This is a genomic window from Actinopolyspora lacussalsi subsp. righensis, assembly GCF_900116555.1.
Taxonomy (GTDB): domain Bacteria; phylum Actinomycetota; class Actinomycetes; order Mycobacteriales; family Pseudonocardiaceae; genus Actinopolyspora; species Actinopolyspora lacussalsi.
Map to the genome: position 1 here is coordinate 60,128 of NZ_FPAT01000009.1, position 14,846 is coordinate 74,973.

The following is a 14,846-nucleotide window of genomic DNA, read 5'->3' on the forward strand; positions in this document are numbered from 1 at the left end:
CGCCGTCGGTGCGCGCGTGTGATTATCGATGCCGTGCAGGTCCGTTCCAGGCAGTTTTCCAGCGAGAGCGTTACGGGGGAGGACTCGCGCGCGATGTCCGAGCGACGGACCCGGCCGATGTACGTCACCGGGACCGACATCCCACGGCTCTACCGGCGCCGCTCCGGCCGGGTGGTGGCCGGTGTGGCGATCGGGATCTCGGATCACCTGGGGTTCCCGGTGGTGTGGGTGCGTGCCGTGTTCGCGATGCTGGCCGCGCTCGGCGGTGCGGGAATCCTCGGCTACGGGCTGCTGTGGATCTTCGTGCGGCAGCGTTCCGACATCGTCGGTACCGAGTCGGAACGCGAGCGCAGGCAGGGGGTGGGGCTGCTGCTGCTCGGCGTCGGACTGGCCGCGGTCGTGGCCTCGGTCAGTGCCGTACCGCCGTGGCTGGTCGGTGCGCTGGGGGCGACGCTGGTCGGCGGTGCGGTCATCTGGCGGGAGGCCGACGAGTCGCAGCGCGGTCAGTGGCGCGAGGGGGCCCGTTCCAGCATCGTGGGGCTGTTCGGCGACGGTGGGCGTGCCGGGGTGCTGCGGCTGCTGGCGGGAGTGGCGCTGGTCTTCCTCGGGTTGTGCGCGTTCGTGCTCGCCACCATCGGTAGCGAGGTGCCCGTGGTGCTCGCCGCCGTGGTGGCGACGCTGATCGGCGTGGCACTGCTGACCGTGCCGTGGTGGATGCGGTTGAGCGGGGACCTCGACGTGGAGCGCTCCACCCGGATTCGTTCGGAGGAGCGCGCCGAGCTAGCGGCGCATCTGCACGACTCGGTGCTGCAGACCCTGGCGCTGATCCAGAAGCAGGCCGGGGCCGAGCGGGAGGTGCGTCGGCTGGCGCGGAGTCAGGAGCGCGAGCTGCGCCGCTGGTTGTACGGCCCCGGTGGTTACAGTGGTTCCTCGCGGCCGATGAGCCACGCCCCCACGGCCTCGCCGGGAACTCCGGGCGAGGAAGCGGCGACGACCGGTGAGTTCGAACGGCTCCCGGAGGAGACGCTGGCCGCCGAACTGGCGCGGATCTGCGGTGAGGTCGAGGACACCTTCGCGATCACGGTGCAGCACGTCGTCGTGGGCGACGGTCCGCTGGACGAGCCGCTGCGCGCGGTACTGGCCGCCGCGCGGGAGGCCATCGTCAACGCCGCCAAGCACGCGGGGGTCGACGAGGTCAGCGTCTACGCCGAGTCTCAGCCCGACCGGGTGGAGTTGTTCGTCCGGGACAGGGGGGTGGGATTCGACCCCGACGAGGTGGATCCCGATCGGCACGGACTGACCGAGTCGATCCGGGGCAGGATGGAACGCAACGGCGGACGGGTGCGGTTGCGCACTTCGCCCGGGGCGGGAACCGAGATACATCTGGACCTGCCGCGAGAAGACCAGTGAACACCGGTTGAGGAGCCCGTTATGGCAGAGCGAGAGGACGAGCGGCGGAATCCGGCGGAGCGCGCGGCCGACCCGATGGGTGACAGCACGGTGGGTGACAGCGCGACGGGGGAGAGCGCCGCGGGTGCCGGTGAGCAGGGGCCGGTCGGGGTCTACCTCGTCGACGATCACGCGCTGTTCCGAGCCGGCGTCCGCGCCGAGCTCGCCGCGTTCGAGGACCGGGTTCGGGTGCTGGGTGAGGCGGGATCGGCGGCCGAGGCCGTGGCGGGCATCGAGCACCTGCGTCCCGCCGTGGTGCTGCTCGACGTGCACATGCCCGACGGCGGGGGTGCCGAGGTGCTGCGCCGGGTGCGCGAGCGGGGGGTCGGTGTCGTCTTTCTCGCCCTCTCGGTTTCCGATGCCGCGGAGGACGTCATCACGGTGATCCGCGGTGGGGCGCGCGGCTACGTCACAAAGACGATCTCGGGGCGCGAACTCGCCGACGCCGTTCGCCGTGTCGCGGCGGGCGACGCGGTCTTCTCACCCCGGCTGGCCGGTTTCGTGCTGGACGCCTTCTCGCAGGGCTCCAACTCGGCGGAGGTGGGTGACCCCGAGCTGGACCAGCTCACCCGCAGGGAGCGCGACGTGCTGCGGTTGCTGGCGAGGGGGTACTCCTACCGCGAGATCGGTTCCGAGCTGTTCATCTCGGTCAAGACGGTCGAAACCCACGTCTCCAGCGTGCTGCGCAAGACCCAGTTGTCCAACCGCTACGAGCTGTCCAAGTGGGCCTCCGACCGCAGGCTGGTGTGAGGCGGGCGAACCGATGGTGCCGCCATGTTTGACCACGTCCGGTACCGGCAATCCGGGTGACCCGGGGCGATTAGTCACGCCCGCCAGAGCGGTGAGCACGTCGTGCACCCGACAAGCAGCGTCAGCTCGCCGATAACCGACCGGAAAGGACGGTCGACTCGACGATGCGATACCACGAGTTCCTCGGCGCCGTGGAAAGGCACGGCGGACCGACCGAACGGGAACACGCCGACCAGGCGAGCAAGATAGTGCTCGCCACCATCGGTCAGCGCCTGGTCGGACAGGAGCCCAGGGATCTGGCCAGTCAGTTGCCTCCCGAACTGCAGGAGCCACTGCTGCAGCACACCGGGGGTGACGAGATCGGGGACGACCTGGACGACTTCCTGCGGCGGGTCGCCGATCGCGAGGGTCGCGGCTGTGATCCCGAGACGGCGTTGACCCATGCCCAGGCGGTGCTGGGGACCATCACCGAGTTCGTCTCCGCCGGTGAGATCGACGACCTGCGGTCCCAACTGCCCGCTGGTTACGCTCCGCTGTTCCAACAGCCGCGGTAGAACCCGGTAGCCGTGGCAGAACGTTGTCACCCGCCGGTGGAGCGACGAGTCGTGTTCCTCGACGGGCGAGCCGTATCCGGGAGGAGCCGTATCCGGGAGGAGCCGTATCCGGGAGGAGCCGTATCCGGGAGGCAGCGGATGGACTACGAAGAGATGATCAACACGCTCCAGCGGCGCTTGGAGCCCGGCGTCACGCACCCCGACACGGTGCTGGCCGCCACGGTTCAGGCCCTCGGTGAAAGTGCCTGGAACGTGGCTGCCGAGCTGCGAGCACACCTGCCGCGGCAGCTGCAGGAGGTTCAGCCCGCCGGGCCCGGCGATCCGCTCTCGGTGGACGCTTTCCTCGACCGCATCGGCCAGTTGAGCGGTGCCCCGGACTCCGAGCGGGCCCAGGAGTACGGCCGGGCGGGACTCGCCGTCGTCGGCCGAGCGCTTCCATCGGTACAGCTGCGCCGACTGCTGCACGAGTTGCCCGACGACTACGCGACGCTGCTGCCCAGCGACAGCGGCCTGAGCACCACGGCGGACACCATGCTGGCCGAGGTGCGCCGTCGCGCCGCGCTCGACGACACGGAGCAGGCTCGGCAGCTGACCCATGCGGTGCTGGGGGTGACGGCGCAAGCCGTCAGCCGGGGTGAAGTCGACCGGCTCACCGGTGCTCTTCCGCCGGAGATCGGGGCACTCCTCGACACGCGGGAATTCGCCCAGCACACCGACACCGATCGGTTCCTGGCGGAGATCGCCCGGCGCAGTGACGTGACCGATCCGAACGTCGTCCGGGACCACACCGGCGCCGTGTTCAACGTGCTGGGCGAGTGGGCCCCCGAGGAGACGGCCGACACCCTCGATCAGCTTCCCAAGCCCGTGGCCGCACTAGCGAGGGGTCGGTGACCCCGCCACACGGCGGTGACCCCGCCCGGTGAGCCTCGTGGCCGTGCGTCGATTTCTCGCGAAATGTACGAAGGGGTGGGGGAACTCAGTCGCGCGCCGGTTCCGGGGTTTTCCGCTCGGCGCCGTTCCGGGACTTCCGGTCGCCGCGCACGTTCGTGCGGCTCAGGGCCACTCCCACCAGCACGATCAGCATCCCGAGCAGCACGCGCGGGCCGAAGCTCTCGTCGAGCACCATCCAGCCCAGCAGCACCGAGACGATGGGCATCAGGTACGTGACGGTGGAGGCGGTGGTCGCTCCCTCGTCGGAGACGATCCGCAGTTGCAGCGCGAACGCGAATCCGGTGCCGAACACTCCCAGCACACCCACCGCCAGCAGCGGAACCGGCGCGAGCTCGACCGGCCCCAGACCGCCCAGCGGCAGGGTCAGCACCGCGATCCCGGTCGCCGCCGACATCTGCATCGCGCCGACCGTCAGCGGTGACAGCCGCTGCCCGTCGGGACCGGGCCCGCTCAGACCGCGCCCGATGTAGACGAAACCGAGCCCGTAGCTCATCGCGGCGCCCAGGCAGGCGAGCGCACCCCATCCCAGCAGGCCGCTCGAACCGTTCCAGGGCGCCAGGATCACCACCACCCCCGAGAAACCCAGCAGCAGCCCCAACAATCGCGGTGGGGACAGGGAACGCTGCGTTCCGAACGCGAGTCCGAACACCACGGTCCACAACGGTGTGGTCGCGTTGAGCACCCCCGCGATGCCGGAGTCGACGGTGCGCTCGCCCAGGCCGAACAGCACCCACGGCAGCACGTTGCTGAACACCGCGGCGCCCGCGATGCTGCCCCACAGCCGTCGCCCCTCGGGCGATGCTGGGTTGACGAGAGGGAAACCGTTCAGCAGGCACAGGCCCACCAGCACGACCGCGCCGAGCGTGATCCGGGAGAACGCCACCTGGGTGGGCGACATCGCCTCCAGCCCCAGTTTGATGAACAGGAAGCTCGCTCCCCACAGCAGCGCGAGCGTAAGCAGCCGCACGTAGTTGGCGCGGTTGTACACGGAAGTCCTCCACAGCAGGCCGGTCGTCGTGGTGAACCAGTCACCACCAACACGATGGGCGCCGAGTCGGATAAGCACAAGTAGATTTTTCTACACACACCTTTCAGTTCTGCTGTACTATTCGTGGCATGTTGGATGTCCGGCGGATGCAGGTGCTGCGAGCCGTGGTCAACAGCGGTTCGGTGAGTGCTGCCGCGAACAACCTGGGTTACACCCCTTCGGCCATCAGCCAGCAACTCAGCACGCTGGAACGAGAGGCCGGACTGTCGTTGTTGGAGAAGGTGGGCAGGGGCGTCCGGCCCACCGCGGCCGGGACGATGCTGGCCGAACGGGCCGGGGACCTCTCCGAACTGTTGTCCAAAACGGAGAGTGAGCTCGCGGGAATGCGTGCCGGGGATTCCGGCGTGCTGCGCCTGCGGTTCTTCCAGAGCGCCAGCGTCGCGCTGATCCCGCCCGCCGTGGCCGCCTTCCGGGACAGGTATCCGCGGGTTCGGCTGGACCTGGGAATGCAGGAGGAGGGAATGCTGGATCGGGTCGCCGAGGGCGACGCGGATCTGGCCGTGATCGTGGTGGGACGTGATGTCCCCTCGGTCTCCGGCGTTCGACTGCTGCACCTGGTCGACGAGCCCTACCGCGTGGTGCTGCCCGTGGGGCACCCGCTCTGCTCGGAGGAGTACATCGACCTGGCCCGGCTCTCCGAGGAGTCCTGGATCCAGGACTCCGTGGGGTCTGGACCGTGCGCGGAGTCGCTCTACGACGCGTTCGCCGCCGCCGGATTCACGCCGCACCTGGCGCTCGAATCGGACAGTCCACAGTCGTCACAAGGATTCGTCGCGGCGGGGATGGGGATATCGCTCGTCCCACGACTGGGACTGGATCCGGTGCATCCGGGTGTGGAGGTACGGCCGTTGCGCAATCCCGAACCGGTCCGTCGGATCCACGTGGCCGTACGGGAGTCGGTGGTGCACGCCCCCAACACGGCGGCCTTGCTGCAGGTCCTCCGCGAGACCGCGCAGGCTTAGGTCCCGCGGCGGGCGAACGGCGGGATCAGGTGGCGCCGCTGTCGGTGTTGACCAGCGGCTCTCCGCCTCTGACGATCATGCCGAAGACGTGCCGCTCGGTGCTGCTGCCACCGTCCTCCTTCTGGTAGCGCAGCACTGCCTCCACCTGGTTGTCGCCGATCACCTTCGGGCCGCTGACGATCTCCACGCTCTCTATCGAGTCCCAGAAATCCTCGTAGGTTTCCTTCCCGACCGATTTCAGCTCCGGCCCCAGCATCCGCCACGCGTCGTCGGTGTCGTCGGTGACCGTGTCGAAGTAGGTCCGAACCGTGCCGACCAGTTCGTCGTCACCGACCGAGTTCGGAGCGGGATCCTTCTCCGAGGAATCGGCGGAGGACGGTGGTGTCGTGGAACTCGTGGTTGTCGCCGCCTCGTTCGAGCGCCCGGAACTCGGCGAGTCGGACGAGCTACCCCGTGAACGGGGAAGTTCGCCCGCCGAGGTGCTCGTGGCAGCCGCGGCCGCGTCCGAGGCGCCGGAGCCGCCGCCGTCGCCTCCGGTGAAGGCGTTCGCCGCCAGTATCCCCAGCAGGATCGCCGCGATCACCGCCACTGTCCAGCCCGCCACTCGCTTGACCGTGCCGGTGCTGACCGCTCCGCTCTCGGCACCGACCCTGGTGGGCGGATTGGCCGCCGCCGGAGGCGCTCCCACTCGCGTGGGGTTCGACTGATTGCCCGCGGCAGCGGTGGCTGCCGGTGTCCCGCCCGGCGGCATGCCCTGGTTCGGCGGTCGTGCGGACACGCTCGGCGCCGCCGCGGCCGGAGCCGCCTGGTTCACCGGCCCGACCGGGGTGGCGGGACCCTGTCCCTGCTGCTGGCTGCCCCCGAGCCCCGGAAGGGGTCTGCCGTCCCGCACCGCCTGCAGAATGTCCCTGGCCTGGGCCATGGTCGGCCGTTCCACCGGATCGGCCCGCAGCAGTTCCAGCAGGGCGGGCGTCATCGGTCCGGCGTTGCGCGGGTGGTCGACCTGTCCGCGTGAAACGCGGTGCAGCAGACTGATCGCGTTGTCGTCCACCCCGAACGGTGGATGGCCCTCGATGGCGGCGTAGAGGGTCGAGCCCAGCGAGAACACGTCCGAGGCCGGGGCCGGATCCCTGCCGAGAGCCACCTCGGGGGAGAGGTAGGCGGGTGTGCCAGCGAGAATGCCGCTCTTGGTGACCGCGACGTCGCCGACCGCCCGGGAGATGCCGAAGTCGGTGATCTTGGCGGTGCCGTCGCCGCCGAGCAGGATGTTGCCCGGCTTCAGGTCACGGTGCACGATCCCGGCCAGGTGGGCCGCCGCCAGCGCCGCCGCGACCTGCGCCCCGATTCCCGCGACCTCGATCGGCGAGAGCAGGCCCCGCTCGGAGATCCGCGAGGCGAGGCTCTCGGAGGGCAGGTACTCCATCACCAGCACCGGTTGGCCGTCCTCCTCGGCCACGTCGAACACCGCGATGGCGTTCTGGTGCTGCAACCGAGCCGCGATTCGCCCCTCGCGCATCGAGCGCTCGCGGGCCTCCCTGGTCTCGGCCTCGGTGTGGCCCTGCTGCAGCAGCAACTGCTTGACGGCCACGGTGCGCTGCAGCCGTTCGTCGACCGCGCGCCAAACGACTCCCATCGCACCGCTGCCGATGCTCTCGTGCAGCCGGTAGCGTCCGGCGATCAGACGACCTTCGGCGCTCACAGTTCTCCCAGATCCTGGCGATGTCGGTGACCGGACGTGCCGACCGAACTCCTGCCGGAACGGCATCACGCGACGGGCACAACAGTACTGCGTCCCGACCGCCGCGCTGCGGGCCGGTCGGGATCACCGGGGCCGAGCGGCCGGGTACTGAACCACTCGGCGGAACCACCTGTTACCCCTCGCCGTTCGCATCGCCACCGGACGCTTCGCTGTTACTCGGCCTACTCGCCGCCGCTGTCAGAACCGCCACCGCTGGCGCTGCCGCCCTCGGACCCACTACCGTTGTCGGACCCTTCACCGTCGCCGGTCCCGTCCTCCGGGTCGCTGTCGGTCCCGCCCTCGTTGTCGCCCGAGTTGTTGGAGTCGCTTTCCTCGGGGTTCCCGTCCGGATCGGAACTCGGGTCGGACGGCTCGTTCGCCGAAGTCTCGGGAGGTTCCGAACTCTCCGATGCCGAGGTCTCCGTCGCGGGCTCGTCCTGCTCGGGGGGACGATCCCAGTCCGGATCCTGGTTCTGGTAGTCGTCGTCCTCCGGGTAGTCCGGCTCGGTGGTCTCGGTGGTGCTCGATTCGCCCGCCGCGGGCGGCACCACCGGTTGTGTACTCTCCTCACCGCTCGGGTTCCCACCGTCGGAGTCGTTGCTCAACAGCGAGGTCGCCAGCAGGATCCCCGCGACCGCGGCCACCACGAGCAGCACCCCGGACACCGCCAGCGGAACCCTGCTTCGCCGTCCGCGCGCGGCCGTTTCGGGCGGCGGACCCGAGCCGGCGTGGCCGGTGGCCTCCGCCCGTGCGGTGCCACCGAAACGGCCTTCCGGCTCCTGGGGTCCCCCGACCATCGTTCCGCCGTTACGCGGGTTGGAAGGCGGATCGGTCGCGGCGGCCGTGCCCGGAGTCATCGCGGACGGAATGGGAGCGGCCTTGGTGGGAACCGAGGTCACCGCCTGGCCGTTGGCGACGTCCTGCAGCATCTCGTGGACCTGCGCCATGTCCGGCCGCTCGTCCTCGCCGGGCTGCAGCATCGCCAGCAGCGGATCGGTCATGGGTCCCGCGTTCTGCGGTGGTTGCACCTTGCCCGCCGCCACGGAGTGCAGCAGTGCCAGCGTGTTCTCACTCTGCCCGAACGGGGGTCTGCCCTCCACGGCCGCGTAGAGCGTCGCTCCCAGCGAGAACACGTCGGACGCGGGGCTGGGCTCCTTGCCGCAGGCCACGTCCGGTGACAGGTAGGCGGGGGTTCCCGCGAGCATCCCGGTCTTGGTGACGGCGACGTCGCCCTGCGCCCGGGAGATGCCGAAGTCGGTGATCTTGACCGTGCCGTTGTCGCCGAGCAGCACGTTGCCCGGTTTGATGTCGCGATGCACCACTCCGGCGGAATGCGCCGCCCCGAGCGCAGCCGCCACCTGCGTCCCTATCCGTGCCACCTCGCGCGGCGGCAGGGGGCCGTGCTCGGACATCATCGCCGCGAGGCTGGTGGACGGCAGGTACTCCATCACCAGCACCGGGTCGCCGTTCTCCTCCACCACGTCGTAGACCGAGACAGCGTGCGGATGTTGCAGCCGTGCCGCGATACGTCCCTCGCGCATCGCCCGTTGTCGCGCTTCCTCCGCCTCGGTCGGGTCCAGACCGGGCTGGGTCAGCAATTGTTTGACCGCGACCGTGCGGTGCAGGCGCTCGTCGACGCATTCCCACACCACGCCCATTGCGCCGCTTCCGATGCGCCGCTGCACTCGGTAGCGTCCGGCGACCAGGCGACCTTCGTCGCTCACCGACGTCTCCCCGTACTGCTCTCGATCCCGGTCGACCTCGTCGCCGGGGACACCGGTTCACCGGGTCGTCGGGATCGGTGGATTGTTGCGGGCCCCGCGTGGCCCTCCGACATGTACACGTTCACTGTGCGACCGCGTTCGGTCACGGAAACCGAACGACCGTGACACGGCACCCTAGCCCACCGAGGAACCGGCGGAGCGGGGAAGTCTTCGACCGCTCCGAGGCCGCGTGACCGGCCCTGCGCTCGCGCCGTCGACGAAGCGGTTCGCCCCGAACCGTCCCCGGGATTCCGGCGACGTGGCAGTTCGTTGCCGCATCGTTGTGAGAATACCGGCCGGGGAGAGCCGTCGGTACGGCCGTCCCGCGGTTACCGGTGTTCTTAGTCACGGAAGTGGTGTCGTCCAGGCGTCCTACCGTTCCGGCTCCCGGAACCGCGCCGCGTCCAACCGGACACGCGGGATGCGCGGATCCGAGCCGTCGTCGACCGCGAAGGAGTAGCGGAGTGCGATTCTGGTTCCCGTGGCGTCACGCGCCGCGACCGTCGACACCACTCGTCCGCTCGTGGTCACGCTGATCTCGTCCGAGCGAATCGATCGCAGCGCGCGCCAGCTCCGCACGATGTCCGCCCGTTGCGCCTCGGTCATGCTCACCGAGAGCAGCCGTACGGCGCTCGACGGCTCCGCTCCCAACAGCCTGTGGAACTCGCGCACCACACGCACCGACGGAACCGACGTCTCCCCGGGCGGGCCGAGCCGCGAACTGCCGGTGCGGCCGTCGGCCGAGCTCGTCACGGTTGACTCGTCCGTGAGTTCCGCCCGTGCGGCGGAGCTTCCCGGTAGGGCCCTCGACCGACCCGCTCGTTCCAGCAGCAGGTCCACCCGCAGCGCCGCGGCACCCGTTATCGGCAATCCCGTGCGGTTCGGCGTCTTCCGCTCCGAACGCGGCGGCGTCGAGTCCGACAACACCACGCCGAGAGCCGTCGTAGCGCCCATCGCCAACAGCGCCCCCAACGCTCCTACCGTCCACAACACCGAACGTCCACCGAGCTGGACCGGTCCTGTCCCGGTACCGGGGATTCGGTGTGCGGAGCTCGTCGCGCCGGCGACGGACCGCGGTTCCGCCGCCTCGCCGTGGTGGTCCACCGGCCACACCTCTTCGAAGGGGGCCCCGCTTCGTGTCGATTCCGACATGTCGTTCCTCCCGACCCGTCAGCGGTTCCCGGGCGGATCGTCCACGGGCTCGTCGGCGACCACTCGCCGCGGGTGCTCGTCGAATTCCAGCCGCCGGTAGCGCGTGGTCGACTCACCGCCCCCGGGCTTCACGCGCAGTTCGTTCACCGTGCCGTCACCACGTACGGTGCTGCTGACGAGTTCGACCGAGCCGAACTCCGCGTACCGTCGTCGCAGACCGGTGAAACCGGTGCGATGCGGCGATCCGCCCGTCAGTTCGTGCGCCAGGTACGGCTCCCCGGCATCGAGGGAGCGGAAGTAGCTTTTCGTGAGGCCGAGCATCACGGACGACGGCATCGTCGTGCCCTGCTGTGTCTGGTGCTGCTGTTCCGGGCGCTCCGTGGGGGCGGACGTGCTCGTGTGCCAGGGGGTAGCGCTCTGCTGGAGGGTCCCGGCGGAAGCGATGCCCGGCGGATCGTCACTGGCCGGGGTGTCGCTGGCCGGGGTGTCGCTGGCCGGGGTATCGCTGGTTGGGGTGTCGCTGGTTGGTGTGGTGCCCTGCGAAGAGCTCTCCACCGCTGGATCGTCCGCCGCGAGGTCGTTCCCCGCTGTGTCGCCGGATGGGATCTCGCGCGTGGGAGCCGTGCTCTGCCGTGACGCCGACGGCGCGGCTGTCGAACTCCGCTGTCGTGTGCCGGTCGGGGGGTCGTGCACGGGCGGAACACCGTCGCCGGTTCGTCCGGTCGCCATCGGCTGTCGCGACCCCCCGGAGGAACTCGGTTCCGGTGCACCGTTGTCTTCGGCGGTGGATTCGATTCCCGAACCGGCGGGGTTCTCGTCCGATCGGTACAGCGGTGGGTACTCCCCGGCTCGTGGCAGGTGTCGGGGGTCCGTGGCCAACCGAGCGGGTTCGTTGCTCATCACCACCGCTGTGACCAGCACGATTCCCCCCAACGCCGCTGCCGCCGACACCACCACGAACCATGCCGCCCGCCGCCAGGTGCGCGGCGGGGTGATCGAAGCGGGGATCATGCCGAGTCCGAACTCGCACAGCCCGCCCTCCGGTTCCTCCGGGCAACGGGATCGTGGCGGTGCGTCCGACGCGGCCGTGTCGTTCGTCCCGGTGACACGGTTCGTGCCGGTGACACGACTCGTCCCGGTTACGCAGCGGCGTTCCGGACCACCGTGGTTCACTCGTGTACCCGCGGCCTCGCCGTCCTCGCCCGGATAGCGGTTCGGCCCGCCACCGTCCATCGCGACTCGCCCTTCTGCCGTGCCGTCCGGTACTCCCCGCGCCGGCTCACTCGGTGTTGACCACTTGGAACACTTCGGCCAGCCGGCCCTCCACCAGTCCGTGTCGTCGCGCGTTGTCGCCTAAGTGCTCGCGCAGCATCGCGGCGAGATCCCGTGAATCCGCCACTTGCGAGGCGTGCTCCGACAGTGCCGCGATCTTGTCCGTGAACCGGTCGGTCACGTCGACCGCGTGATTGGCGCGCTCTTCCGGCGATTCTGTGATCCAGAGCTGCCGTACCGTCCACGGCCGCAGTCCTTCCCGGTCGAGCAACTCCGGGTGTGCGAAGGGGTTCCGCGCGTCCGGATACACCGCCGCCAGGGTGGCCTCACCAACGGCACGGTGGTCCGGATGGGCCAGCGCGATGCGGGACCAGTTGATCTCGGGGGAGTGCGTGACGACGATCTCCGGGCGCACGGAACGGATCACCCGGGTGATACGGCGGCGCAACGTCAGGTCCGGAGACAGCCTGCCGTCCTCGTGGTCGAGGAAACGTACGTCGTCGACCCCGACCCGTGCGGCGGCACGTCGCTGCTCCGCGATACGCAGCTGTCGCACCCGTTCCCGAGTGGCGTCCTCCGGCGCTCCGGCCTCGCCCGCGGTGCAGACGCAGTAGGTGACCGAGGTGCCGCCCGCCGTCCAGCCCGCGACGGTTCCCGCACCGCCGAAGTCGACGTCATCGGGATGGGCCGTCACCACGAGAACGCGTTCCGGGACGCCGGTGGGCGGGTTCGGTGAATCGATCACGGGGACAGCCTAGGCAGCCCCGCCGACATCTCGGAAACGGGTCGGAAAGACACGATCAGTGATCATGGCGGTTCGTTCGACGTCCACTTCCGGGCGAGAGCGGGCAGCCGCGGGAGGGCGGTTCCGGCCCGGACGCGGGCACGCCCTCATGCGGGGAGCGGAGAGCTCCGATCAGTACCTGCCACCACGAAAGTCCTGCTGGGTGCTCCGCAACGCGTGCGTCGAACCGAGTCCCACGCCACCACCGAGCAGGATCGCGAACACGTCCGGGACCACGCCACCCGTGGACAGCAGCACGGCCAGCAGTCCCAGGCCGAGCGCGGTACCCGCCACGGGGGCCCGTTTCCGGGCGAACTTGATGGCCGGTTGTCCGCCGGGCCGTTTCCGCGCCGCGGTCGACAACAACGTCAGATACCCAGCGTGGCCCAGCGCCGCCAACAACGCGAGCAGAGTGACCACGAACGCGATCACGTCGATAATCGTGCCCATATGTCCATCTTCCCCCAATCGTGGCCGGTTCGGCCACCAGGCCATCCGCGACTGCGATGCCGCGTACAAGAACTTCTTCGACAGCCTGAAAGGCAACCGCGCCGGGAAACGGATGGGAGCACCCCGGTTTAAGTCCCGCGAGGACAACCGGCAGGCCATCCGGTACCAGCCGGACGGGTTCAGCATCCGCCCCACCGGCAAGCTCCGACTCTCCAAAGTTGGAGATATCAAGGTCGCCTGGTCACGAGACCTACCGTCGCGGCCGTCGTCGGTAACGATCGTCAAGACCGCCGACAAGCGCTACTACTGCTCGTTCGTGGTCGAGGCAGGAGAGGAAACGCTGCTACCCGCCTGCGGTCGCATCGACGGAGCCAAACCGCTATCGGCACGCACCTGGGAACGCCCGTGTGAGGCATTGCACGATCGCGACCGCAACGCCGCTATCGACATCCTCGCCGCAGGACGTGCGGAGAGGCAAAACGCCTGTGGACCCGACATGAGACCCCACACCGGGGCAGACGGGGACGAAGCAGGAACCCACCGAAGCGCCGCATAGGCGCAGTAGAGAATCACCGCCCTTCAGAACGGTGAGGACGTCGAATCCGATCGACAGCGTAGTACCCGAAAAGCCCAGCTACCGTCGAAAGAGCCCGGCCACCGCCGAAAAAGCCCGGCGGTCGGCGGATTCCGCAGCGAATTGCCCCTGTACGGATGTTGGATAGCGGCCGAGACCACCTTTAAGTTGCCGGTATGGCTGACAGTTCGGCTGCCGCGGCGGGGCCATCCGCCGAAGTCGCGGTGGATCTGACGGGCAAACGGGCGCTCGTCACCGGAGCGGGGAGCGGGATCGGGGCGGCGGTCGCGCGGAAACTGGCGGTCTCCGGGGCCCGGTTGCTGCTCGTCGACCGCCTCGCGGAATCGGTGGAAAGGGTGGCCGAGGAGACAGGGGCGCGGTACACCGTCGCGGACCTGTCCGAACCGGATGCCGTCGCCGAACTGGGCGAGGACACCGACATAGTGGTCAACAACGCGGGGCTGCAGTACGTGGCTCCGGTGCACCAGTATCCGCCGGACATGTTCCAACTGCTGTTGGCGGTCATGGTGCAGGCTCCGTTCCGGATCATCCGTTCGGCGCTGCCCGGGATGTACCACAACGGATGGGGCAGGATCGTCAACATCTCCTCGGTCCACGGCATTCGTGCCGCACCCCTGAAGAGCGCGTACGTCACCGCCAAACACGGCCTGGAAGGGTTGTCCAAGACCGTGGCCGTCGAAGCGGCGGGTTACGGTGTGACCTCGAACTGCATCTGTCCGGGGTACGTGCGTACTCCGCTTCTCGAACGCCGGATCGCCGAGCACTCCGTGCGGCACCGTGTTCCCCGGGAGCAGGTGATCGAGGACGTGCTGCTCGCGCGCACGCCGGTCAAGCGGTTGGTGGACCCGGTGGAGGTGGCGGAGCTGACCGCGTGGTTGTGCGGTGTTTCCGCCGTCTCGGTCACCGGGTCCTCGTTCTCGATGGACGGTGGTTGGTCGGCCCATTGAGGTCCGGCCGGACCGCTCGGTCGTCCGCCGGCTCCCACCGGGCGATCGTTCGGCCGAACCCGTTCGGAAGCTCCGGTCAGTGCCCCAGTTTGCCGCGGCCGAGCCTGAGCAGGATCATCGCCAGTTCCCGTCCCTCGGATCCCAGCTCACGGTAGCGCGCCAACACGTCCATTTCCCGGTTGTAGACGATGCGCGTGCCACCTTCGGCCATTCGCGCCGCGCCCACTTGGCGGGATACCTCGGCCCGACGTTTGATCAGACGCAGGATTTCCTCGTCGAGGTAGTCGATCTCGTCCCTGAGTTCCTCGACCGAACCGTTCTCGGCGGGCCACTCGGGGTCGGGGCTTTCGGCACCGGTTTGATCGCTGTCCACGGTCGCGCTCAACTCTTCCTCCGGGTCGTCGGTCCCGGAATCCGCCCCGGATGCGCCA

General features: G+C 69.3%; 15 protein-coding genes. 7 read left to right on the plus strand and 8 right to left on the minus strand.

Translation table 11 applies throughout. The features are described 5' to 3' along the window. Nucleotides 1–93 precede the first annotated feature (93 nt). From BM394_RS16120 to BM394_RS16135, 4 genes are all read left to right on the plus strand, one after another. The gene (locus tag BM394_RS16120; RefSeq protein WP_092979578.1) at nucleotides 94–1,410 is read left to right on the plus strand and encodes an ATP-binding protein; all 1,317 of its coding nucleotides are present in this window, start codon (nucleotides 94–96) and stop codon (nucleotides 1,408–1,410) included. Nucleotides 1,411–1,485: 75 nt separating this feature from the next. Beyond that, nucleotides 1,486–2,199, plus strand: a complete 714-nt coding sequence (locus BM394_RS16125) for a response regulator (RefSeq protein ID WP_092979579.1) — start codon at nucleotides 1,486–1,488, stop codon at nucleotides 2,197–2,199. 164 nt (nucleotides 2,200–2,363) lie between these two features. Next, entirely contained in the window at nucleotides 2,364–2,753 is a 390-nt protein-coding gene (locus BM394_RS16130; RefSeq protein ID WP_092979475.1) for a DUF2267 domain-containing protein, read from the plus strand. Nucleotides 2,754–2,891: 138 nt separating this feature from the next. Then, nucleotides 2,892–3,644, plus strand: coding sequence for a DUF2267 domain-containing protein (locus tag BM394_RS16135; RefSeq protein WP_092979476.1), 753 nt, complete (start codon nucleotides 2,892–2,894; stop codon nucleotides 3,642–3,644). Nucleotides 3,645–3,729: 85 nt separating this feature from the next. Here BM394_RS16135 and BM394_RS16140 read toward each other — a convergent pair whose 3' ends face one another. Further along, nucleotides 3,730–4,692, minus strand: a complete 963-nt coding sequence (locus BM394_RS16140; RefSeq protein ID WP_092979477.1) for a DMT family transporter — start codon at nucleotides 4,690–4,692, stop codon at nucleotides 3,730–3,732. Between the two features lie 128 nt (nucleotides 4,693–4,820). On the opposite strand from BM394_RS16140, the gene BM394_RS16145 reads away from it, so the two are divergent. After that, nucleotides 4,821–5,714, plus strand: a complete 894-nt coding sequence (locus BM394_RS16145) for a LysR family transcriptional regulator (RefSeq protein ID WP_092979478.1) — start codon at nucleotides 4,821–4,823, stop codon at nucleotides 5,712–5,714. Between the two features lie 25 nt (nucleotides 5,715–5,739). On the opposite strand, the gene BM394_RS16150 is transcribed toward BM394_RS16145, so the two are convergent. The 6 genes from BM394_RS16150 to BM394_RS16175 form a co-directional block, all read right to left on the minus strand. Continuing rightward, nucleotides 5,740–7,413, minus strand: a complete 1,674-nt coding sequence (locus tag BM394_RS16150) for a serine/threonine-protein kinase (protein WP_092979479.1) — start codon at nucleotides 7,411–7,413, stop codon at nucleotides 5,740–5,742. A gap of 221 nt (nucleotides 7,414–7,634) precedes the next feature. After that, entirely contained in the window at nucleotides 7,635–9,176 is a 1,542-nt protein-coding gene (locus tag BM394_RS16155) for a serine/threonine-protein kinase (RefSeq protein WP_092979480.1), read from the minus strand. Nucleotides 9,177–9,587: 411 nt separating this feature from the next. Beyond that, nucleotides 9,588–10,367, minus strand: a complete 780-nt coding sequence (locus BM394_RS16160) for a hypothetical protein (protein WP_092979481.1) — start codon at nucleotides 10,365–10,367, stop codon at nucleotides 9,588–9,590. An 18-nt stretch (nucleotides 10,368–10,385) separates the two neighbouring features. Further along, nucleotides 10,386–11,600: a hypothetical protein gene (locus tag BM394_RS16165; protein WP_092979482.1), complete on the minus strand. Its 1,215-nt coding sequence runs from the start codon at nucleotides 11,598–11,600 to the stop codon at nucleotides 10,386–10,388. 46 nt (nucleotides 11,601–11,646) lie between these two features. Beyond that, nucleotides 11,647–12,384, minus strand: coding sequence for a PIG-L deacetylase family protein (locus BM394_RS16170; RefSeq protein WP_092979483.1), 738 nt, complete (start codon nucleotides 12,382–12,384; stop codon nucleotides 11,647–11,649). Nucleotides 12,385–12,555: 171 nt separating this feature from the next. Then, nucleotides 12,556–12,873, minus strand: coding sequence for a hypothetical protein (locus tag BM394_RS16175; protein ID WP_092979484.1), 318 nt, complete (start codon nucleotides 12,871–12,873; stop codon nucleotides 12,556–12,558). Here BM394_RS16175 and BM394_RS22870 point away from each other — a divergent pair. Together BM394_RS22870 and BM394_RS16185 are read left to right on the plus strand one after the other, a co-directional pair. Beyond that, nucleotides 12,866–13,429 (plus strand): transposase, encoded by a 564-nt coding sequence (locus BM394_RS22870; RefSeq protein ID WP_245780243.1) that lies wholly within the window; start codon nucleotides 12,866–12,868, stop codon nucleotides 13,427–13,429. The genes BM394_RS16175 and BM394_RS22870 overlap by 8 nt on opposite strands. 194 nt (nucleotides 13,430–13,623) lie before the next feature. Further along, nucleotides 13,624–14,415, plus strand: a complete 792-nt coding sequence (locus tag BM394_RS16185) for a 3-hydroxybutyrate dehydrogenase (RefSeq protein ID WP_092979485.1) — start codon at nucleotides 13,624–13,626, stop codon at nucleotides 14,413–14,415. Nucleotides 14,416–14,491: 76 nt separating this feature from the next. On the opposite strand, the gene BM394_RS16190 is transcribed toward BM394_RS16185, so the two are convergent. Continuing rightward, nucleotides 14,492–14,800: a chorismate mutase gene (locus BM394_RS16190; protein WP_092625234.1), complete on the minus strand. Its 309-nt coding sequence runs from the start codon at nucleotides 14,798–14,800 to the stop codon at nucleotides 14,492–14,494. Nucleotides 14,801–14,846 lie beyond the last annotated feature (46 nt).

Excerpts from the sequence above, each read along its gene's own strand:
- BM394_RS16120 (WP_092979578.1), top strand. The coding sequence starts at position 94 with ATGTCCGAGCGACGGACCCGGCCGATGTACGTCACCGGGACCGACATC.
- BM394_RS16125 (WP_092979579.1), top strand. The coding sequence starts at position 1,486 with ATGGGTGACAGCACGGTGGGTGACAGCGCGACGGGGGAGAGCGCCGCG.
- BM394_RS16130 (WP_092979475.1), top strand. The coding sequence starts at position 2,364 with ATGCGATACCACGAGTTCCTCGGCGCCGTGGAAAGGCACGGCGGACCG.
- BM394_RS16135 (WP_092979476.1), top strand. The coding sequence starts at position 2,892 with ATGGACTACGAAGAGATGATCAACACGCTCCAGCGGCGCTTGGAGCCC.
- BM394_RS16145 (WP_092979478.1), top strand. The coding sequence starts at position 4,821 with ATGTTGGATGTCCGGCGGATGCAGGTGCTGCGAGCCGTGGTCAACAGC.
- BM394_RS16160 (WP_092979481.1), bottom strand. The coding sequence starts at position 10,367 with ATGTCGGAATCGACACGAAGCGGGGCCCCCTTCGAAGAGGTGTGGCCG.
- BM394_RS16165 (WP_092979482.1), bottom strand. The coding sequence starts at position 11,600 with ATGGACGGTGGCGGGCCGAACCGCTATCCGGGCGAGGACGGCGAGGCC.
- BM394_RS16175 (WP_092979484.1), bottom strand. The coding sequence starts at position 12,873 with ATGGGCACGATTATCGACGTGATCGCGTTCGTGGTCACTCTGCTCGCG.
- BM394_RS16185 (WP_092979485.1), top strand. The coding sequence starts at position 13,624 with ATGGCTGACAGTTCGGCTGCCGCGGCGGGGCCATCCGCCGAAGTCGCG.